This window comes from Pseudoalteromonas sp. CuT4-3, assembly GCF_035666335.1.
GTDB lineage: Bacteria > Pseudomonadota > Gammaproteobacteria > Enterobacterales > Alteromonadaceae > Pseudoalteromonas > Pseudoalteromonas atlantica.
Genome location: NZ_CP142030.1, coordinates 2,402,682 through 2,424,684, shown reverse-complemented (window position 1 = coordinate 2,424,684; position 22,003 = coordinate 2,402,682). Strand labels below are relative to the sequence as shown.

Here is a 22,003-nt window from a genome sequence, read left to right as displayed (position 1 = left end):
TTTAGTCTCCTTAGTAGCTACCGTGCGTGTTGTTTTCAATTTCGTCTACCGTTACTCTGCGCCACATTTTTACGTAACACCAGGTGGTGTAGGCCAAAATTAACGGAATAAATATAACAACAGCAACAAACATAATATTAAGCGTTCTGTGGCTCGACACCGCATCCCAAATAGTTAAGCTAATATCTGGGTTATTAACAGATGGCATAATAAATGGGAACAGCGACACACCCGCCGTCATAATAACGCCAATTAACATAATGCTGGTTGAAATAAGCCCAAGCGCTGGCTTGTTTAGTTTAGAGAACAGTAAAGCACTGAGTGCCATAACAAAGCCTAAAATAGGGAAGGTCATTGTCCATGGACGCTCGCTGTAATTATTAAGCCACGCACCTTGCGCTGTGCTTACAACTTTTGCCAACGGATCTGCATGGCTTTGCGTATCAGGCATAGAAACAATTTGGTAGCCATTTATGTTTGCCACCCAAAAACCAGCAGCCGCAAACAGTACAATAAATACCACTAATGCGTAGCGGCCATATTGCGCTGAGCGCGCTGCAACGGCATCTGCTGTGCGCAGTTGTAGCCACATGCCTGCATGGGCAATTAACATGGTGATACTAATTAAACCTGCCAGTAGGCCAAATGGGTTGAGTAAGCCAAAAAACGAGCCTTGGTAACTTACACGCAGTAAGTTATCAATATTAAACGGTACACCTAAAAATAAGTTACCAAATGCCACACCAAATACTAAAGCCGGAATGGCGCTGCCTGCAAATAAGCCCCAATCCCAGTTATTACGCCAGCGTTTAGAGTCTATTTTTGAGCGGTAATCAAAACCTAAAGGTCTAAAAAATAGCGCAAACAAGACCAGCATCATGGCAAAGTAAAAACCCGAAAATGCAGCGGCATACACCATAGGCCACGCTGCAAATAAAGCGCCGCCTGCGGTAATAAACCATACTTGGTTACCGTCCCAGTGGGCGCCAATGGTGTTGATTACCGTGCGGCGCTCTGAGTCTGTTTTACCAACTAGGCGAAGCAGCATCGCTACGCCCATATCCATGCCATCGGTAATTGCAAAGCCTATTAGCAGTACGCCAATGAGCAACCACCACAGCATTTTTAATGTTTCATAATCAAAAATCATAATTGCTCTCCTGCGTCTTTATCTGCTTTGTTTGGTAACTCAAAGTGATACTTACCTGTATGTAACGAGCTTGGGCCTTGTTTAATAAAACGCACCATTAACCAACCTTCTACAATGGCAAGGCCAGTGTAAAAAATAATAAACCCAGTTAAGCTAATCAAAATATCGTTTACCGTGAGTGACGAGGTGGCTAAAAAGGTCGGTAATATTTCTGATATAGCCCAAGGCTGGCGACCATATTCAGCAACGATCCAACCAAATTCTATTGCAATCCATGGTAGCGGAATACTTAATACTGCAGCCCACAGTAGCCAACGTTTTTGCTCAATAATACGGTGTGCGTTGTAATAAAATGCCAATACAAATACGGCCAGCATAGCTACACCACAGGCCACCATAATCCTAAATGACCAAAACATAGGCCCCACTTTAGGGAACGAGTCTTTAACTGCCATTTGAATGTGCTCTTCTGTGGCATCTACTACATTGGGGGTATAGCGCTTAAGCAGCAAGCCATAACCTAAATCGGCTTTAAGAGAATCAAATTTAGCTATGTTTTCTTCGCTGTCATCGCCATTTCTTAGCTTTTGGAGGTATTCGTACGCTATCATTCCGTTACGAATGCGTACCTCGTGTTTTTTCTCTAAATCAGAAATACCAATAACTTGCTCATCTAAAGAGCGGGTAGCAATAATACCCAGTGCGTAAGGTATTTTTACTGCTGCATGAGTTACCTGCTCATCTGAGTCAGGAAAACCAAGCGCGGTAAACGCAGCAGGGGCCTCTTCTGTATGCCACTCAGCTTCTATTGTTGCTAGTTTTACTTTTTGAACTTCGCCTACTTCGTAGCCTGATTCGTCACCTAATAAAATAACACACAGTATTGATGCTAAACCAAAGCCCGATGCCACAGAGAACGAGCGCTTAGCAAAGGCTAAATCACGGCCTTTTAATATGTACCAGCTACTAATGCCCAGTACAAACATAGAAGCGGCTACGTAACCTGCCGATACCGTATGAATAAACTTAACCTGCGCTACAGGGTTAAATACAAGCTCTGCAAAGCTGGTCATTTCCATACGCATGGTTTGATAGTTAAACTCTGCCCCTACTGGGTTTTGCATCCACCCGTTAGCTATTAATATCCACAGCGCCGACATATTAGTACCTAGCGCCATTAAAAATGTAGCGCCCAAATGTTGGCGTTTAGTTAACCTATCCCAGCCTAAAAAGAACATACCCACAAAGGTCGATTCTAAAAAGAATGCCATTAAGCCTTCAATAGCGAGCGGGGCGCCAAATACATCGCCTACGTAATGCGAGTAATAAGACCAGTTAGTACCAAACTCAAACTCCATGGTCAGGCCCGTTGCCACCCCAATAGCAAAGTTAATACCAAACAATTTTCCCCAAAACTTAGTCATATCACGATAAATTTCGCGACCGGTCATAACATAAACCGATTCCATAATAACTAAAATCCAGGTCATACCTATGGTTAAAGGTACGAATAAGAAATGGAAGAGTGCGGTAACAGCAAACTGTAATCGCGATAGATCCACAAAGGTTTCATCTATCATTTTTGGCTCCTTGAGGGTGACGGGTTAACAAGGCAATTAATAATTGGCAAAGTTAAAATTAATGAACTTTCAGTAATTACTGAAAGTTTGGAATATTATTTACGTTTGCACAATTTTTGTCAATAAACATATTAGAAAAAGTTAATATATATTCACCATGCTACATCAGTATGAAATACAAACAATCGTTTGGTACTAAATTAGTTACAAATAATCGTTAATTTAAAGCGTTTAACCAAACATTAAAACACGGTAAACTAACCGCTATGAACGCCTGATAAATAAAGTCGAATGAATAAAGAGAAAAAACAACTACGTATTGGTATTGTGGCAGGTGAGCTGTCGGGCGATATTTTAGGCGAAGGCTTAATTAAAGCACTTAAAACGCACTTTCCAGATGCCATATTTGAAGGCATTGCAGGGCCAAAAATGCAGGCGCAAGGCTGTAAAACGCTTTACGACATGGACGAGCTCTCGGTAATGGGGCTGGTTGAAGTATTAGGGCGTTTACCGCGTTTACTTAAAATACGTAAGCAGCTGGTGCAGCACTTTAAAGATAACCCACCCGATGTATTTATAGGTATTGATGCGCCCGATTTTAACCTACGCGTAGAAAAGCCTTTAAAAGATGCCGGTATTAAAACCATTCAATACGTAAGCCCGTCGGTTTGGGCGTGGCGCGAAAAACGCATTCATACCATTAGTGCTGCCACAAATTTAGTGCTTGCTTTGCTGCCATTTGAAAAAGAATTTTACGATAAGCACCAAGTACCGTGTACATTTGTAGGACACACCTTAGCTGACGATATAGCGCTTGAGCACGACGATAGCCAAGCTCGCCAAGAACTTGGCCTAAATACCGACGACAAAGTACTGGCTTTACTGCCAGGTAGCCGTGGCTCAGAAGTAGGCTTACTCAGCGAAACCTATATAAATACAGCTGCGCAGTTACAAGCGCAAAACCCAGACCTTAAAATAGTGGTGCCGCTGGTTAACGAAAAACGCAAAGCGCAATTTAGTGAGATTTTAAATGCCACTGCACCAAATTTAAATGTAAACCTACTCGATGGTCAGTCAAAACTAGCCATGCAAGCAGCTGATGCCATTTTACTTGCATCAGGCACAGCAACGCTTGAAGGCATGCTGTATAAAAAGCCTATGGTGGTGGGTTATAAAATTAAGCCAATGAGCTATTGGATTTTTAAAACCTTGTTTACCTTTAATATTAAATATTTTTCACTGCCAAACTTATTAGCCGATGAAGAGCTAGTGCCGGAGTTTTTACAAAGTGAATGTAACGTGGCTAATTTAATGGGCGCACTTACGCCTATGCTAAATACCGATAATAAAGAACTAAAAGCACGCTTTTTAGCCATCCACGAAAAAATTAGATTAAATGCCAGCAAACAAGCAGCCAAGGCTGTGGCGGAGTTAATAAATGCAAATTGAACGACCCAACGTAACCTTAATTGCCGGTGTAGATGAAGTAGGGCGTGGCCCGCTTGTCGGCGATGTTGTTACCGCTGCGGTAATACTTGACCCAGCGAATCCTATTGCAGGTTTAGCTGACTCTAAAAAGCTAACCGACAAAAAGCGCCAAGCACTGGCTATAGAAATAAAACAAAAAGCGCTGTGTTATGCCATTGGTCGTTGTAGCCCAACAGAAATTGACGAGTTAAACATTTTGCATGCAACTATGCTTGCAATGACACGTGCAGTTGAGGGGTTAAGTACGCAACCAGAGTTTGTATTTGTAGATGGTAACCGCTTACCTAAATTAGCTATGCCGGCTCAAGCAGTTGTTAAAGGCGATAGTTTAGTGGCTGAAATTTCAGCAGCCTCTATTTTAGCCAAAGTAGCGCGTGATGATGAAATGCTTGAGCTTGATACTCGCTACCCGCAATACGGGTTTGCAGGGCACAAAGGGTACCCAACTAAAGCACATTTTGCAGCGCTTGAGCAATACGGCGCTATTGATGAGCACCGTAAAAGCTTTAAGCCGGTACAACGTGTGCTAATGCAAGCAAAGGGCGAGGCATAAATAATGGCTGCTCCAGATTTTGTACATTTACGGGTTCACTCAGACTTTTCAATGGTCGATGGCTTAGCTAAAACCAAGCCTATTGTTGCTAAAGCGCAAGAGCTTGAAATGCCCGCGCTGGCAATTACCGATCAAATGAACTTTTGTGGTTTAGTGCGTTTTTATGGCGCAACTCACAGTGCCGGTATTAAACCCATAGTGGGAGCCGATTTTTGGTTGCGCAGCCCAGAGTTTCCAGATGAGCCAAGCCGTATTACGTTGCTAGCTAAAAACAACGACGGTTATAAAAATATTACCTTATTAATATCTGAAGCTTACCAACGCGGGCATATATTTCATCGCCCAGTGATTGACCGAGAATGGCTAGTTAAGCACAAAGAAGGGCTTATTATTCTCTCAGGCGCAAAAGATGGTGACTTAGGTAAAGCCTTATTAAAAAATAACCCAGGCGTTATTGAATCTGTAGTGAGCTTTTATAAGCAGCATTTTAGCGATCATTACTATTTAGAGCTTATTCGCACCGACCGTCCGCTTGAAGAAGACTACCTGCATATGGCGGTAGAGCTTGCAGCAAAAGAGCAGCTGCCCGTTGTTGCCACAAACGAAGTGGTTTTTTTAAAGCCCGAAAATTTTGAAGCGCACGAAATTCGTGTGGCTATTTTTGACGGTTACACCCTTGATGACAAACGCCGCCCTAAACGGTTCTCACAAGAGCAATACCTAAAAACGCCTGAGCAAATGGCAGAGCTATTTAGCGATATCCCTGAAGCGCTGCAAAATACGGTAGAAATAGCCAAACGCTGTAACGTGACGGTGCAACTAGGCACTTACTTTTTGCCTGATTACCCAACCGGCTCGTTAAAAATTGAAGACTTTTTAGTTAAGGTTTCAGAAGATGGACTTGAAGAGCGCCTGCAGTTTTTATTCCCTGATGAACAAGAGCGACAAGAAAAACGAGGCGAATACGACGAGCGCTTAAAAGTAGAGCTTGGTGTAATTAACCAAATGGGTTTCCCAGGCTACTTCTTAATCGTAATGGAGTTTATTCAGTGGAGTAAAGATAACAATATTCCAGTGGGGCCAGGGCGTGGTTCGGGTGCGGGTTCATTAGTGGCATATGCCCTAAAAATTACCGACCTTGATCCGCTTGAATTTGACCTACTCTTTGAGCGATTCTTAAACCCTGAACGTGTATCAATGCCCGATTTCGATGTCGATTTTTGTATGGACAGGCGTGATGAGGTAATTGACCATGTATCGGCATTGTATGGGCGGGACGCGGTATCACAAATTATTACCTTTGGTACCATGGCTGCAAAAGCGGTAATACGCGATGTAGGCCGTGTACTTGGCCACCCTTATGGTTTTGTTGATCGTATTTCTAAGCTGATCCCAGGGGATCCCGGGATGACGCTTGCCAAAGCGTTTGAAGTAGAGCCGCGTTTACAAGAAGCCTACGATGGCGACTCAGAGGTAAAAGATTTAATCGATATGTGTCGCATCCTCGAAGGGTGTACACGTAATGCCGGTAAACACGCCGGTGGTGTTGTAATATCGCCGACGACCATTACCGACTTTGCTGCACTTTATTGCGATGACGAAGGTAAGTTTCCGGTAACACAGTTTGATAAAAACGACGTAGAAACCGCAGGCCTAGTTAAGTTCGATTTCTTGGGCTTACGTACATTGACCATTTTGCAGTGGGCTGTGGATATGACCAACGAGCGCATGAAGCGCGAAGGCAAAGCGCCCGTTGATATAAATACCATTCCACTGGATGATAAAAAAAGTATAGAGCTATTACTGCGCGCCGAAACAACCGCGGTATTCCAGCTAGAATCGCGCGGCATGAAAGACCTCGTACGCCGATTAAAGCCCGATTGCTTTGAAGATATGATTGCATTGGTAGCCTTGTTCCGCCCAGGCCCACTGCAATCAGGCATGGTAGATAACTTCATCGACCGTAAGCTTGGCCGAGAAGAAATTTCATACCCAGATGCCCAATACCAACACGAAAGCTTAAAGCCCATACTTGAGCCTACTTACGGCATTATTTTGTACCAAGAACAAGTAATGCAAATTGCCCAAGTACTAGCAGGCTATACGCTTGGTGGCGCCGATATGCTACGTCGTGCAATGGGTAAGAAAAAACCCGAAGAAATGGCTAAACAGCGTTCAACCTTTGAAGAAGGTGCACGCAATAATGGTATAGACGGCGAACTGGCGATTAAAATTTTCGACCTGGTAGAAAAATTCGCAGGTTATGGTTTTAATAAATCTCACTCGGCAGCGTATGCACTGGTTTCGTACCAAACGCTGTGGATGAAAACGCACCATCCGGCAGAATTTATGGCTGCGGTAATGTCGGCCGATATGGATAACACCGACAAAATAGTAATCTTGGTGGATGAATGTGAAAACATGAAGCTCACCTTATTACCGCCTGATGTAAACGCCGGAGAATTTAAATTTACGGTAAACCTGCAAGGTGAAATTGTTTACGGTATTGGTGCTATTAAAGGTGTAGGTGAAGCGCCGGTAGAGGCTATTTTAGAAGCGCGCGCAAAAGGCGGCCCATTTAAAGATTTATTTGATTTTTGTGCCCGTGTAGATTTAAAACGCTTAAATAAACGTGTGACCGAAAAATTAATTTACGCCGGTGCACTTGATCAACTCGGGCCAGAGAAAACCCAAGCAGGGCGTGCAACATTACTGGCAAGTTTAAAAGATGCCATGCGCGCTGCCGATCAGCACAACAAAGCTGAGCAACTTGGGCAAAGCGATTTATTTGGCTTACTGGCCACTGAGCCTGATGAAGTTGAGCAAGCCTTTATTAAAGCCACACCGCTTACCGATAACCAATGGCTTGATGGCGAAAAAGACACGCTAGGCCTTTATTTAACAGGGCATCCGATAAATCAGTATCGTCGTGAACTTAGACATTACACCAGCGGCAAGCTGGTGGATTTACAGCCAACAAATCGTGATGTACTCTCTACGGCGGCGGGTTTAGTTATTTCAGCGCGGACCTTAATTAATAAAAAAGGAAATCGTTGGGGCTTAATAACTTTAGATGACAAGAGCGCCCGTATTGATGTACGCTTGTTTCCTGAACAGTTCGAAATGTACCAAGAAATGCTTCAAGTAAACAATATCTTGGTAATATCTGGACAGGTCAGCTTTGATAACTTCTCCGGTGGCATTACAATGACCGCCAGAGAAATAAACACCATTGCTCAAGCGCGTGAAAAACGCATTAAAGCGATTAAAATGACGCTGAACATGGTGCAAATCGAGGCAGGTTTCTTCGATAAATTACAAAAAGTACTCGAACCTTATAAAATGGGAACGTGTCCGATCAAGGTTTATTACCAGCGCCCCGATGCGTTGGCTCAATTAACCCTAGGGATCGAATGGTGTGTTACGCCGAGCGACGACTTAATTCATAAGTTATCACTCATGGCGGCACAAGATGTAGAACTAGAATTTAACTGATTAGGTAGTTTAGAGCATGAGCCTCAATTATCTTGATTTTGAGCTTCCGATTGCAGAATTAGAAGCAAAAATTGAAGAATTACAAAGCATAAGCCGCGCTGGCGAATTAGACCTTGAGTTAGAAGAGGAAGTCAGCAAATTAAAAGAAAAAAGCGCTAAGCAAAAAGAGGAAATATTCTCAAATTTAGGCGCTTGGCAAGTATCGCAGTTAGCGCGTCATCCGTTGCGTCCTTACACTCGAGATTATATCGAGCGCATTTTCACGGAATTTGACGAGTTTGCAGGCGATCGTACTTTTGCTAACGATCCGGCTATTTTAGGCGGTGTTGCACGTTTAGATGGCGAACCAGTAATGGTGATTGGTCAGCAAAAAGGGCGCGATACAGCTGAAAAAATTAAACGTAACTTTGGTATGCCAAAACCAGAAGGCTACCGCAAAGCGCTACGTTTAATGGAAATGGCCGAGCGTTTTAAAATGCCAATTATGACCTTTATCGACACCCCAGGGGCATACCCAGGTGTGGGCGCTGAAGAGCGCGGTCAGTCTGAGGCAATTGCACGTAACCTAAAAGTAATGGCGGCACTTAAAGTACCCACAATTTGTACGGTTATTGGCGAAGGCGGCTCTGGTGGTGCATTAGCCATTGGTGTTGGCGACAGAGTTAACATGTTGCAATACAGCACGTACTCAGTAATTTCGCCAGAAGGCTGTGCTTCAATTTTATGGAAAAGCGCCGATAAAGCACCACTTGCCGCAGAAGCAATGGGTGTAACTGCTGAGCGCGTTAAAGAGCTTGATTTAATTAATAACTTAGTTGAAGAGCCTTTAGGCGGCGCACACCGCAATTACGATGCAATGGCACGTAACTTGAAAACACGTTTAAAACGTGACCTTGCTGACTTACAAGCGCTATCGCTTGAAGACATGCTTGATCAACGTTACAAACGTTTAATGTCGTTTGGTTACTGCTAATTAGCTAACCAACGCATTTATTGTTAAAAAAGGCCGCTTATGCGGCTTTTTTGTTTTAAAATACTGCAAACATTAAATTTATAGCGTATCCATGCAAGCATCACCTATTTATCAGCACGTTAAACACGCCCTTGAGCACTTTTTTAAGCACCAGCAATATAACTTTACGGTGGCGCTTTCGGGTGGCGTGGATTCGGTGGTATTGCTTCATGTAATGCACTTATTAAAACAAGCGCAACCAAAGCTAAACGTAAACGCGATTTATGTTAATCATGGTTTAAGCCAATACGCGAATGACTGGCAGCGCTTTTGCCTAAACTTGTGCGCTGAGCTAAATGTACCGTTTAATGCCGCGCAGGTAACAATAAACCCGCAAACACGAACAAGCCTTGAAGCGCAGGCACGTGAGGCGCGTTACAAAGCACTTGATGAGCTAAGCCCCGCGGGCAGTGTTATTTTGCTGGGTCAGCATATAAACGATCAAATAGAAACGTTTTTACTGCGGTTAAAGCGCGGATCTGGCTTAAAAGGGTTAGGCGCAATGCAAAAAATGCGTGAACTACAAAGCGGGCGAATATGCTACAGGCCGCTTTTAAACATAACGCGCAGTGATATAGAGCACTTTGCCACAGAGTTTAATATTACGCACATAACTGATGACTCAAATACCGATGAGCGTTTTGATCGTAACTTTTTACGTGCACGTGTAGTGCCTTTACTTGCAAAGCGCTTTAAAGGTTTTGAACATTGTGCTGGGCGCAGCATTGAGTTACTACAGCAACAACAAACGCTACTTGATGAGTACACTGAACTTGATTTAAAACAAAGCGTAAATGCCCATCAAGCACTGAGCGTTAGCCAACTAACCAGCTACAGCAACGTGCGCATAACCAATGTGGTTCGTGCATGGCTTAGCTTATTTACCCAAGTAATGCCCTCTCAAAAGCAGCTTTTGCAAATAATTAACCAAGCCATAAATGCGCAGGCTGATGCGCAAATGCAAGTTGATTTAAGCGAGGGGCAAATACGACGCCATCAAGGGTATTTGTATTTTGTTACACCACACATATTATTAGCCGATGAAGCGCTAACGAGCAATGAGCTAGCGCTTGATGATGGGCGCGTTTTAATAAAGCAACAAGGTAAAGGCCTACGTGCCCCACTGCCAAACGAGCAAGTCACCGTGCGCTTTAATTGTAATAGTGCGCGTATAAAGCCGTTAAAAAAGCCAGGCAGCAATACGCTTAAACACTGGTTTAAAGATGCAAAAGTAGCCCCGTGGTTAAGGGAGCGCGTACCTTTAATATTTTATAACGACGAGCTTGTGCAAGTTGTTGGTTATTTTGTAAGTGAAAAACACCAAGACGAAAACGGCATTTTTTGGGAGTGTAAATAAATGAAAGATCAGCCACATGTAGGCTTATCGCTAGTTAGCAAAGCGCCGATGGGTATGTTAATAACAGCGTTAGTTGCTGTTATAGCCAATGTATTATTAGAGCTTAATATTATTACATTAGGTTATGCCGTTGTGGGCGGGGTGGTATCGGCGGTATTACTGCTTGCCTACTGGTTAGGTAAAGGCGGGTTATTTTTTATTTTAGGCGTAAGTTTACCATTGGTTTTAGTGTTATTTACCCCGCTTGCAAGCATAACAGCATTGCTTAATTTAGTGAGCGGCTTCTTTTTTGGCTTTTGTGCGGCCTTGTTTGTTTATAAATTACTGGCTAATAAATAATTAAACAGTAATAAAAAAGCTCAGCGGGGGAAGCTAAGCTTTTATAAATAATACAGTTATATAAATACTAATATGCTTTTGCACAGTTGCGCCCAGAGGCTTTTGCCTTATATAAGCCTTTATCGGCTCTAGCAAATATTGCTGTTTCGCAATCTTGGCTATTGGCTAGGGTAAAGCCAATGCTGGTGGTTACTTTGTATTTAGACATTAAACTTGAGTTTCTGACTAAGTGCATAATGCGCTCAGCAACCACTTTGTTTGTTGTAAACTCGGTGTCTTCAATAATCAGCGAAAACTCATCGCCACCAAATCTAAACACGGAGTCGGTACCGCGTATACTGCTACAAAGTACCTGCGAAAACTCTTTTAAAACATCGTCACCTACTTTATGACCATAGTTGTCGTTTACTTGCTTAAAGTTATCTAAATCAAGCAGCATTAAACTAAAAGGGCGCTGGTAACGGCGGCAGTTTTCGAGCTTTTGCGATAACATGTCATTAAATTGGCTACGGTTATTCAACCCAGTGAGCGCATCTTTTGTGGCAAGTTTTAACACTCGGCTGTACATCATTGCGTTACGTAGTGGGTACACAAGGGCGCTGTGCAAAGCACGTAATTTGTTTTCAATCGCTTTACTAATAGGGTATTGGCTAAAGTAAATTAGCTGTCCTAAGTGCTCGCGACCAATAGCTAAATCGTAAGAATACGGGCTAGTGTTCGTGTTGCTATCTGAGGTTTGTGCAGTGCCGAGCGTTGATTGAAACTGCAGCCCTGAAAAGTTAAGTAGCTGTTTGGCAAATTTTGCATAAATAGCCAACACATCTTCTATTACTAGGCTTGTTTGTAGCTCGGTAACTAAATCGTGCGTTGCCGCTGTTTCGTTTGTGTGTGTTTGCTCTGCTGAAAACGGCAAAAAATCGCCGCGCCCAGACACGCGTTGTGTCAAAATATGGACATTTTCCATTAAAATCTTCCCCCAGGGTGTTACTTTGCAATAACTAAGCTATTTTTATGCCATATTTTAAAATTGCTTGATAAACATATGGTTGCTATATTTAAAGTTCATTCCGTAGTTTAATTGACGCTGGAGGCCGAATTTGCAAAGTATAAACGCTCAAATTTTTGGCTTGTTAGTGGCGGCGGTGCTTTTTGTATGGTTTTTTAAGCGCATTGGTTTGCCGCCTATTTTGGCGTATTTAGCAACAGGCGTTTTAGCGGGCAGCCATGGCATTGGTTGGCTTGCTCAATCTCACGAAATTGAGTTTATTGCTGAGCTGGGCATCGTATTTTTATTGTTTAGTTTAGGGCTCGAATTTTCTATATCGCGGCTAATGGCCATGCGCAATATTGTGTTTGGACTGGGCTCGTTACAAGTTGGTGTTACCAGCTTGCTCTTCATTATTATTTTATATTGCTTAAATTTTAGCTTACTCACTAGCTTTACCATTGGCACAATTATGGCGCTTTCTTCAACCGCGGTGGTGGTTAAGCTATTAAAAGAAACTGGCGAGCTAAACCAGCGCCGTGGGCAGCTGGCGGTGGGCGTATTACTGTTTCAAGATATTGCCGTTGTGCCCCTACTTATTATTTTGCCATTGTTTGCCTCAAGCGATTCGCAAAGTATTAGTTGGGCGCTGGCATTTGCGCTTACAAAAGGCGCGTTTGTGTGCTTATTACTGTGGGCGATTGGTAAATGGGTGCTGCCTAAGGTGTTTAAAGAAATAGCGCAGGTACGAACCGATGAGCTGTTTGTACTTACCACAATTTTGGTGGCGTTATTTGCCGGCTTTTTAACTTACATGTTTGGTTTATCAATGGCGCTTGGGGCATTTTTAGCCGGCATGATGCTAGGAGAGAGCCATTACCGACATCAACTAGAGGCCGATATTAGGCCATTTCGCGATATTTTAATGGGGCTGTTTTTTGTAACTGTGGGGATGCAGCTCGATATTTTATTTGTGCTTTCACATGGTTTTGTAATTATTGGCGCGTTATTTGGCTTGTTAATATTAAAAATTACCGTGCTGGCATTCAGTGCCAGATTAATGCATGAGCGCAATCAAGACTCGCTAGCCTGCGGGGTTATGCTGTGGCAAATGGGAGAATTTGGGTTTGTGCTTATTGCTTTGGCAAGTCAGCATGAGTTGCTCAATTCAGAGCAAGCCTCGTTTTTAATTGCCTTAGGGGTGCTATCGATGGCGCTAACCCCGTTTTTAATTGATAAAACCCCACTAATTTTAAAGCAATTAGGTATTTTAGATCACCCCAGTATGGCGAGGGAGAGCGAGCCTAAAAGTAGCACCTTATATAACGATCACGTGGTTATTTGTGGCTTTTCACGCGTAGGACAAACTATAGCGCGATTTTTAAAACCCGAAGCCATAGATTACGTTGCCATAGAAAGTAACCCTATTTTAGTACAAGAGGGCAAAGCCGCAGGTGAGCCAGTAATATTTGGCTATGTAAAACAAAAAGATATTTTAAAGTGCGCAGGGGTAGAGCGAGCACGCCTAGTGATTATTACCTTTACAGAGCTTGAGCATGCACACGTGGTAATAGACGCCATAAAGCAGCTTGCACCCAACGTTAAAATACTAATAAGAACCCGCGACGACAGCCAATTAAACAACTTAAAAGAGTTGGGTGTTACTGAGGTGGTGCCTGAGTCGTTAGAGGCAAGCTTAATGTTGGTTTCACATGTGTTGTCGATGTCGGGTGTACCGATGACACGTATTGTGCGCCGTGTTAGTAAAGAACGCCGTAATCGCTACCCGCTTATGCAAAGTTTTTACGCCGGTTACTTTAAAGATAACGAAGAAACCTCTTCTGAGCGCTTAGAATATTTACACGTAGTTGCGTTGCCAGATCAAGCCTATGCGGTGGATAAAACAATAGATGAGCTTAACTTATCTAAACGCCGCGTGACTGTAAAAGCTTTGCGCCGAGAGGGGCAAGAAATAGACGACCCATTAACCAGCACCACATTGTGCGCAAACGATGTACTGGTATTGCAAGGTAAGCCTAGGCGGGTAGAGCGAGTAGAGCATTACCTACTCGATGGGCTTGAATAAAAAATGCATTTGATGTTTTTTACTGACATAGATGCAAGTTAGTAAAATAACACAGAGGTAGTTATACAGCTCAGTTGGTTTCAAAGCTTGCTCTGCGATTAAATAACAGGTTTCAAGGCCAACATTAGCTAGTCGAGCTCTAAAAATTGGCGTATTTCGGGTAGTTTTTTCATGCCATCTTCATAGCCAATTTGAATTAGGTGCTGAGTGTAGCGTTTTTCAAACAACAAATAGCTGGTTAAACTCGATTGCGAGTGCTTTTTTACCCCAATTGTGCGCAGCAGCAACTTAATTGCCCACGGCATATCACTGTAGTATTGCGCGGCAATATCGTTAAAGTTTTTTGATGGATTAATAATACAGGTTTCTATTTGTTTCAGCTCTTGGTGTTTGTCGCGCGCCGGAAGCAGCCCTAAAGTGCGATTTACACGCTCAAGGCGCTCAAGGTCGGCTTGCATGGTGTCGCTAAATACACTATCGAGTAAATGCCCTGCAACCGCAGAAAGCCCAGGGTAGTGGGGCGAGTAACCCGCCGGATGCGACTCTTTTGGTTGGTCCACCCCAATAATAAATATTTTTTCGGCCCCTAAATGAATAGACGGGCTAAGCGGTGAAAGCTGGTGAATAGAGCCATCGCCAAAATAGTGGTTAAATACATTAACACTCGGAAACACCATAGGAATAGCACTTGATGCCATTAAATGCTCAACGTTAATGCGCATAGGGCGACCTTCGCGTTTGGCGCGTTGCCAAGGTGTTTGTGTGTTTGACTGAAAAAACGCAACAGAGTCACCGGTTGTATAGCTTGAAGCGGTAATAGAAATCGCTTCTAAATAATTGCGATGTAAATTACGTTCAATGCGGTGCAGGTCTAAAATTTCGTTTAATAAACCGCGCAAAGGGCGGTTATTCAGCAAACTGCCGGGTGGGTGGTTTATGTGTTCAGACTGAAAACTGGTTAAAATATTGCGCGCAATATGGCCAAATACACTTAAAAAGTCGCTTTTGTAGACCATAGACGTTGAAAAGTTTTTCCAAACAGACTCAAGTTTACGCACGGCCAAATGCGCACACGAGGCATAACAGGCCAAAGCTGCAGAATTAATCGCGCCTGCAGAAGTGCCGTTAATAATTCTAAATGGCAAAGGCGCAGTGCGAGGCATACTATGAGCAAGCGCTTTAAGCACGCCCACTTGATAAGCAGCGCGAGCGCCACCACCTGTAAGTAATAGGGCTATTTTAGGTTTATGTGGGTCAACTTGCTGGATTTTCATAGTGGTTTTTGAACTGCTTAACGTCTTTTCTTTATTTATCAACTTTAAGTCTTTAAGCTAGAAGAATCAAAGAATAACTGAGTTACTATGGCTCGTTGTTCTAATTAGTAAGTGTAGGTTTATGTTGTAAAGCCTATATTTAAAGTAATAGTGATTACCGATAGTGAATTTTTTCCACTCAGCGTACTCTGAGTAATATGCATTTAAATTTATGGAGTTTGTATGTCAGATAAACCAGAAGCGTCAGATGTTCAAAAACGTCCGCCTAAAAACAATTTTTTATTCGCCGTTATTATTTTAATTATTTTAGTGTGTGCCGCTGCGTTCGTCCTGTTATCGCCCACTGACGAGCCAGAAACTCGCACAGAGGTAGAGCAAACACCAAAAGAACAGCCAGTGATGGAGCTAAAGCCAGAGAACGACCCTGTGGTAGATGCGCCATCAGTTAAGCCTGAAAAGCCAGCGGATCTTAGCGTACCTGCTCAACGCCCAGCTGAGCCAGAGCCGGTTGTAGAGCCATTACCAACGCTTGATGAAAGCGACACCGTAGTGGTTGCCAAAATGGATGAATACTTAAGCGACTCGGTAATGAGCCTAATGGTAACCGACGATGTAATTCGCCGTGGCGTCGTATTTATAGACAACATAGCTAAAGGCAAAATTGCTAAAAAGCACACGCCAGTGGTTAAACCCGAAGAAGAATTTAGCGTAAACGAAGGGGACATTTTAACAATTGACCCTAACAGCTACGAGCGCTATACACCGTATGTAAAAGTATTTACGAGCATGAGCGCCGCCCAAGCTGTGCGTATGTACGAGCAATACAAGCCATTAATTAACAACGCGTACAGTGAAATTGGTTACGGCGATGATGAATTTAATCAAACGCTAGAAGATGCTATTGAGTTATTACTTGATACACCGGAGCCAGAAGGCGAGTTACCGCTACTGCGTGACTCGGTTACTTATCAGTATGCGTTTTCTGAATGGGAGCAATTACCAGCTGCACAAAAACAGCTGTTACGTATGGGCCCAGAAAATATGAAAAAAGTAAAAGCAGCACTGCGTAAAGTTAAAGCCGAGTTAGAGAGTAATTAATAGGCATTAAAGGCTGTTTTTAACCGCGATTGTATATGAAGTATGCAATCGCACTTTCTTTTTTGATTATCCCTTGAATAACACACCAAAAGTAGAGATAATCTTTCCCGCGCCAACCAAGGCCCTCAATGGTAGTCTTATTGGTCCTCTCGCAACACTAGCAGGCGAACCTGGTCAGGCCCGGAAGGGAGCAGCCACAGTTTGTGACGTGTGTGCCGAGATGTGGCTGGTAAGACTGCCACCCAAATTCCTCATTTGGGTGAAAATACATTCTTTTTAAATTATTCCTTAGTAACACCGTTAGATATTTAGTATCACGAGTGTCGATTTTCCACTATTACCGCTCTACCTCATTTTTACATTCACACTGTTTTTATTATTGCCGTTTACTGCACTAGCAGATGAAACATTCACTATTTATGTAAAAAAATCAAATTACTTATTTAGCAACGCCAAAGCAAAACTCACATCTGCTGAGCTTGGCAATAAATTACAGTCACTAAATGTTTCAACAGTAATACTCGATGTAGATTATTGCGCAGCTCCAGAAGTGTTAGCTAATGCCTATTTAGCAATCGCAAATGCTAAGCCTATGCTTAAGGATGTTAAGTAAAATTTAAGCGGCAGTCATAAAAAGAGTAAGTGTAAAAACACATAACACGCTTTTTGACAGGGGGTAATGTTTACCTGTTCCTGTTTTATTGCTGCTAGACAACCCGTGCCTTGTACGTAATAATGTAAAAATTACATTAATTTTAACATGTAAAATGTTAACAAGGTGCCCCAAGGTTGATTAATGCCGCAAAGAAGTAAGTGGACACTCGCTGTTTTATTAGGGTTATTAGGCGGGTTAGTAAATCTCTCGCCATTGTATTTTTTCGACAGCTCCGAATTTTTGTTTGGGCAATTGTTTGTTTTATGCAGTTTAGTATTTACTGGGCTGCGTTACGCGTGCCTAAGCCTTGCTATTGTTTCTGGTTTTTTACTTTATAGGTGGGGCCATTGTTGGCCGAGTATTGTGTATTTACTCGAGCTTTGTTGGCTTTATGCTTTTTGCTTACGCCGCTCTAAACCTATTCTTCCTCTGGGTAGCGTATTTTGGCTATGTATAGGTTTACCCTTTGTATGGGTTATAGGCCAATTTGTTATTGGCTTGGCCTGGTTAACGCTAATAGTAGCGATATCAAAGTACTTAATTAACGCGCTAATAAGCTTGGCGGTGGTTGATTTGGTTAGTGTATTTGTACCTTACGCTAGCCGTGCGTATCAGGGTAGGCCACTGGCAAAAATTTTAAGCTATGTGGTTAGTGTCATTATTATTTTAGTGGTATTGCTAACCAGTGTAATTTTAGTAAACGATCATCATGCGCGCTTAGAGTATGAAGTAAACGCTCAACTAAAAGAAAAAGCCGAGTCTATTAGCACGCAATTAAATGATTATTTAGCATTTCATAAAAACGCCATTGTTATGAGTAGCGACGCAATAAGTGCGGGCACTGCAAGCGATGTGCAGCTCAAACGATTAATGTCGTTATTTCCAGGCTTTACAACCAGCTTGTATGCAAACCCAGATGGCTTTGTAGAGCTTAGCTCGCCCAGCGATTTAATAGAGGGGCTTAGCCTTGCGCAGCGTAGTGTTAAAGACCGAGCATACTTTACTCAAGCTCAGCAGTTCCCTCAGGGTTATACCAGTGGCGTGTTTCAAGGTCGCGGCCTAGGTAACGAGGCCATTGTGGCGCTGTCGGCACCTATATACCGTAACAATACGTTTTATGGTGTGGTAGAGGGCTCGTTAAAGTTAGACCGCTTAGAGCGGTTTATACCTAACTTATTTGAGTACACGGGCGATTTAGTGGTGCTAGATGCGCAGCAAAAAGTGGTATTTAGCTCCCTTGATGAATTTAAAATACTGAGCCATTTTAACGGGGAGGGCTTTAATACCAGTAATTTAGGTGATAAAAACCTATTTCGTTCAAGCAAAAACGAGGTGTACCACAGCTCTAGGTACATTGATCCACAAAATCACTGGCAAGTTATTACCTTTTATAATCGTAAACATTTAAGTATGTCGGTGGCAAAAGCTTGGCTACCCACTATTTTGTTAAGTGCGCTATTGATGCTTATGGTGGTTATTTTTATACACCAACTTGCTAATTTATTAGTGCAGCCAATCACTAGCTTAACTACGCTAATGCAAAGCTTTGGTAAAACCAAAACACATAAGTTTAATACAGACTCAAGCTGGCATGAGGTATTGCAACTGCAACAGCAATTTGAATTACTGGCTAATGCGCTTCAGCGTTCTATAGAAAACCTACAAGCCTCTAATATCAGAAACCAAGGGTTAAATACCCAGCTGAGCGAATTTAATCAGCAGCTAGAGGGCAAAGTAGCAGAGCAAACCACAGAGCTTAAAAAAGCGGTAAATAGGGCTAATTTAGCCAATGTTGCTAAGTCGCAATTTTTAGCCAATATGAGCCACGAGCTACGCACCCCTATGAACGGTATTTTAGGCATGGGAGAGGTTTTATTGCGCGATAATTCATTAACCGATGAGCAGCGGGAGCTGTTAAATACGCAGCAAAAAAGCGCACAAAATTTACTGAAAATTTTAAACGATATTTTAGATTTTTCTAAAATAGAAGCCAACGCCATGGAAATTAGCCCTCGGGCGACTAACCTAGCGCCGTTTATTGCCAATATAAAGTCGTTGTTTTCTCCCATTGTAAGTTCTGATCACGTCGAGTTTATTGTTAGTCAAAGCGACAGGCTGCCAGATTGCGTAAAAGTAGACGACCTACGTTTAAACCAAGTCATTATTAACTTGCTATCTAATGCGTATAAGTTTACCGAGCGTGGTTTTGTACGTTTATCGTTTGATTACGAAAACGAGCAACTTTTAATAAGCGTAGCCGATAGCGGCATTGGTATTGAAAAAGATCAGCAGTCGTTGTTATTTAGTGAGTTTACGCAAGCAGATGTAGGTGTGGCACGTAAGTATGGTGGCACAGGGTTAGGTTTAGCAATTAGCCAAGGGTTAATTAAAAAAATGCAGGGTGAAATTACCCTCAACAGCGAACCAGGCAAAGGCAGCGTACTTAAATTTTACGTAAGTGCACCTAAAGCACAGTCCAACAAACCAGAGCCCGTTAAACAGCCGAAGTCGTTGCCTAATTTAAGCGATAAAACACTTTTACTGGTTGAAGATAACCCCATTAACCGCCAAGTAATTGCAAAAATGCTAGAGCCTACAAAGGTAAACTTAGTGATGGCAACCGATGGCATAGAAGCGCTAAAAGTACTTGAAGGTAATCGCTTTGATTTAATTTTAATGGATTGCCAAATGCCTAATATGGATGGCTACGAGTGCACCCAAACAATACGGGCTAACGAGGTAAACACAAAGGCACATGTGCCCATTGTTGCTATTACCGCAAACGCCTATGAAGATGATAAGCAGCGCTGTTTGAGTGTAGGCATGGATGACTTTGTATCTAAACCGGTAAATACACAAGGGTTGTACGAAGTAATCGCGAGGGTGATAAACGCCCATTAGTGCAGCGTTTATCACCATAACAAACTTTAAATAAAATCGAGGGTGAGCAACAAGCGTTGCTCGTTTGCAGCCACCGGTGGCGAGCGATGTACAAGCCCTGCGCCTTCGTTTTCATCCCAGTACTCGCCTTTAAGTAGCGCAACATCCCCTTGATTTAGCTGATTAATATTATTTAGGCTTTTAAATAAGCCAGACTCTTCATCGGGCTTACCTAAATTACCAGTTCCAAGCTTTGAGCGGTCTACATCGCTGTGATTTAACCACTGCGTTGCAATGCCTTGGTAAGTTGTCACTAATCGGCACGGAATTTTGTCTACATGAAAGCACGGGCACATAGGTTTATCTAATATTTTTAGCCTTAAACCGGCGCGTTTTAAGTCAAATAGGCAGCAAAACATTTCAACTAATAATGCTATGTCTTTACACAGCGCATCAATTTCATCGCGGTTATTATCATCTGGTTTAAGTGCAGTAACTAACTTATCAAACGCATCATCGGGAGATACCGCAAGCTCAAGTGGTTTTATAGCATTAGTGCTAATGAGTGTATTAACGGCATTTGTTAATACTTGTTCAAGGTCTCTTTGCCAAATAACGATGTTAGTGTTTTGGTCATAAATGTGTGGCAATACATTGGCGTTACTGTCTTTGGCTGCACTTCGGTGAAGTTGCTCAGTGGGTTTTATTTGCACCGTTATTGGAGCTAGGGCATTCACTACACTTCCTCCCAAATAGGAAACGGGTCGTTATAGGTTTTCCAAAAATCTTTACCTTTAAGCACAGCTTCTTCTGGCAGTAGGCAGTCATCAAGCGCCTCAATCATGGCTTGTTTATTTAACGACTGACCAATAAATACAAGTTCTTGACGCATATCACCAAAGGGCTCTACCCATTTACTGTTTATATCAGCAAGTAGCTCGGGCTCTGTGGGCCAGTCTTTTTTAGGAATTGCTTTATAAAACATGCCAGCAAACCCGTAATGAGCTATACCGCCTGCTTGGCTCCACTGCGCGCAAAATAAAGGGCGCGTTGCGAGCCAAAAATACCCTTTAGAGCGAATGAGCTGGCCAAATTGCTCGGTGTTGTGCAAAAAGTGATAAAACTTTTCAGGGTTAAATGGGCGGCGCGCCGTATAATTAAAGCTGCTAATACCATACTCTTCGGTTTCGGGAATGTGTTCACCACGCATTTCTTTAAGCCAACCCGGCGCTTGTTGGGCGCGTGCAAAATTAAATAAGCCCGTGTTGAGCACTTCGTTAATATTAATATTGCCGTTTGATATAGGAATCATTTTAGCTTGAGTATTAAGCGTATTTAAAATGGCAATAAGCTTATTGAGCTGTTCATTGGTGACTAAATCAGTTTTGCTAATTAAAATAACGTCGGCAAATTCAACTTGATCAATAAGTAGGTCAGCCACGCTTCGCTCGTCGTCTTCTCCTAACGATTCGCCAGTATCTTGTAAATCGTTTGCTTGTTCGTAGTCGGTTAAAAAGTTAACCGCATCAACCACGGTTACCATGGTATCGAGGGTGGCAACATCACCAAGAGAAACACCGTTTTCGTCGGCAAAGGTAAATGTTTCGGCAACCGGTAGAGGCTCTGAAATACCTGTTGATTCAATGACGAGATAATCAAAACGGCCATCTTTGGCAAGTTTGCCCACTTCAACAAGTAAATCTTCTCGTAGGGTGCAGCAAATACAACCATTGCTCATTTCGACGAGTTTTTCGTTGCTGTGATTGAGCGACACATCGTTTTTAATTGTGGCTGCATCTATGTTTATGTCGCTCATATCGTTGACTATAACAGCCACTTTTTTTCCTAGTCGGTTATTAAGAATATGGCTAAGTACGGTTGTTTTACCAGCGCCTAAAAAGCCTGATAACACTGTGACGGGCAGTTTATTGATCATTTAATTTTACTTACTAATAGGTATTTATTGGTATGTTATATTGTATCAATTAAATTTTCTAGCACTAGCATGACTTTTTAAATGGTTTGTATGTAATGCTCAGCAGAAGAATAAG

Annotated in this window: 16 protein-coding genes and 1 other RNA gene; 11 read left to right on the top strand and 6 right to left on the bottom strand. The window is 42.5% G+C overall.

Going from position 1 to position 22,003, the window contains the following annotated elements; genetic code table 11:
* Window positions 1-10 precede the first annotated feature (10 nt).
* On the bottom strand, window positions 11-1,150 hold the full coding sequence (gene cydB, locus VOI46_RS11175; protein WP_096739322.1) for a cytochrome d ubiquinol oxidase subunit II: 1,140 nt from the start codon (window positions 1,148-1,150) through the stop codon (window positions 11-13).
* Complete coding sequence (locus tag VOI46_RS11170) at window positions 1,147-2,730, bottom strand: cytochrome ubiquinol oxidase subunit I (RefSeq protein ID WP_004586936.1); 1,584 nt, start codon at window positions 2,728-2,730, stop codon at window positions 1,147-1,149. Before VOI46_RS11170 ends, cydB begins: the two co-directional genes overlap by 4 nt.
* Before the next feature lie 291 nt (window positions 2,731-3,021).
* Here VOI46_RS11170 and lpxB point away from each other — a divergent pair, with 291 nt between their 5' ends.
* The 6 genes from lpxB (at window position 3,022) to VOI46_RS11140 (ending at window position 10,974) form a co-directional block, all read left to right on the top strand.
* Complete coding sequence (gene lpxB / locus VOI46_RS11165) at window positions 3,022-4,179, top strand: lipid-A-disaccharide synthase (protein WP_324738013.1); 1,158 nt, start codon at window positions 3,022-3,024, stop codon at window positions 4,177-4,179.
* Window positions 4,169-4,771, top strand: coding sequence for a ribonuclease HII (gene rnhB, locus VOI46_RS11160; RefSeq protein WP_024033823.1), 603 nt, complete (start codon window positions 4,169-4,171; stop codon window positions 4,769-4,771). Before lpxB ends, rnhB begins: the two co-directional genes overlap by 11 nt.
* Window positions 4,772-4,774: 3 nt before the next feature.
* Window positions 4,775-8,266: a DNA polymerase III subunit alpha gene (dnaE, locus tag VOI46_RS11155; protein WP_054983466.1), complete on the top strand. Its 3,492-nt coding sequence runs from the start codon at window positions 4,775-4,777 to the stop codon at window positions 8,264-8,266.
* Between the two features lie 16 nt (window positions 8,267-8,282).
* Entirely contained in the window at window positions 8,283-9,239 is a 957-nt protein-coding gene (gene accA, locus VOI46_RS11150) for an acetyl-CoA carboxylase carboxyl transferase subunit alpha (RefSeq protein WP_004586940.1), read from the top strand.
* A gap of 91 nt (window positions 9,240-9,330) precedes the next feature.
* Window positions 9,331-10,635 (top strand): tRNA lysidine(34) synthetase TilS, encoded by a 1,305-nt coding sequence (gene tilS / locus VOI46_RS11145; RefSeq protein WP_324738012.1) that lies wholly within the window; start codon window positions 9,331-9,333, stop codon window positions 10,633-10,635.
* Window positions 10,636-10,974 (top strand): hypothetical protein, encoded by a 339-nt coding sequence (locus VOI46_RS11140; protein WP_004586942.1) that lies wholly within the window; start codon window positions 10,636-10,638, stop codon window positions 10,972-10,974.
* Window positions 10,975-11,041: 67 nt separating this feature from the next.
* On the opposite strand, the gene VOI46_RS11135 is transcribed toward VOI46_RS11140, so the two are convergent.
* Window positions 11,042-11,938 carry a GGDEF domain-containing protein gene (locus tag VOI46_RS11135; protein WP_004586943.1) on the bottom strand — a complete coding sequence of 299 codons (897 nt, stop codon included), beginning with the start codon at window positions 11,936-11,938 and terminating at the stop codon, window positions 11,042-11,044.
* 133 nt (window positions 11,939-12,071) lie between these two features.
* Between VOI46_RS11135 and VOI46_RS11130 the strand changes: the two genes are divergently transcribed.
* On the top strand, window positions 12,072-14,045 hold the full coding sequence (locus VOI46_RS11130; RefSeq protein ID WP_324738011.1) for a monovalent cation:proton antiporter-2 (CPA2) family protein: 1,974 nt from the start codon (window positions 12,072-12,074) through the stop codon (window positions 14,043-14,045).
* A 128-nt stretch (window positions 14,046-14,173) separates the two neighbouring features.
* Here the strand turns inward: VOI46_RS11130 and VOI46_RS11125 are convergent, their stop codons facing one another.
* The gene (locus VOI46_RS11125; RefSeq protein WP_004586945.1) at window positions 14,174-15,319 is read right to left on the bottom strand and encodes a patatin-like phospholipase family protein; all 1,146 of its coding nucleotides are present in this window, start codon (window positions 15,317-15,319) and stop codon (window positions 14,174-14,176) included.
* A gap of 222 nt (window positions 15,320-15,541) precedes the next feature.
* Between VOI46_RS11125 and VOI46_RS11120 the strand changes: the two genes are divergently transcribed.
* The 4 genes from VOI46_RS11120 (at window position 15,542) to VOI46_RS11105 (ending at window position 19,973) form a co-directional block, all read left to right on the top strand.
* Window positions 15,542-16,417 (top strand): DUF3014 domain-containing protein, encoded by an 876-nt coding sequence (locus tag VOI46_RS11120; protein ID WP_324738010.1) that lies wholly within the window; start codon window positions 15,542-15,544, stop codon window positions 16,415-16,417.
* A 138-nt stretch (window positions 16,418-16,555) separates the two neighbouring features.
* Window positions 16,556-16,652, top strand: an RNA gene (gene ffs / locus VOI46_RS11115) — signal recognition particle sRNA small type.
* 144 nt (window positions 16,653-16,796) lie between these two features.
* On the top strand, window positions 16,797-17,030 hold the full coding sequence (locus tag VOI46_RS11110; protein WP_324738009.1) for a hypothetical protein: 234 nt from the start codon (window positions 16,797-16,799) through the stop codon (window positions 17,028-17,030).
* Window positions 17,031-17,213: 183 nt separating this feature from the next.
* Window positions 17,214-19,973, top strand: coding sequence for a response regulator (locus tag VOI46_RS11105; protein WP_324738008.1), 2,760 nt, complete (start codon window positions 17,214-17,216; stop codon window positions 19,971-19,973).
* 26 nt (window positions 19,974-19,999) lie between these two features.
* Here the strand turns inward: VOI46_RS11105 and VOI46_RS11100 are convergent, their stop codons facing one another.
* Entirely contained in the window at window positions 20,000-20,689 is a 690-nt protein-coding gene (locus VOI46_RS11100; protein ID WP_324738007.1) for a DUF1826 domain-containing protein, read from the bottom strand.
* Window positions 20,689-21,888 (bottom strand): zinc metallochaperone GTPase ZigA, encoded by a 1,200-nt coding sequence (gene zigA, locus VOI46_RS11095; protein ID WP_004586950.1) that lies wholly within the window; start codon window positions 21,886-21,888, stop codon window positions 20,689-20,691. Before zigA ends, VOI46_RS11100 begins: the two co-directional genes overlap by 1 nt.
* Window positions 21,889-22,003 lie beyond the last annotated feature (115 nt).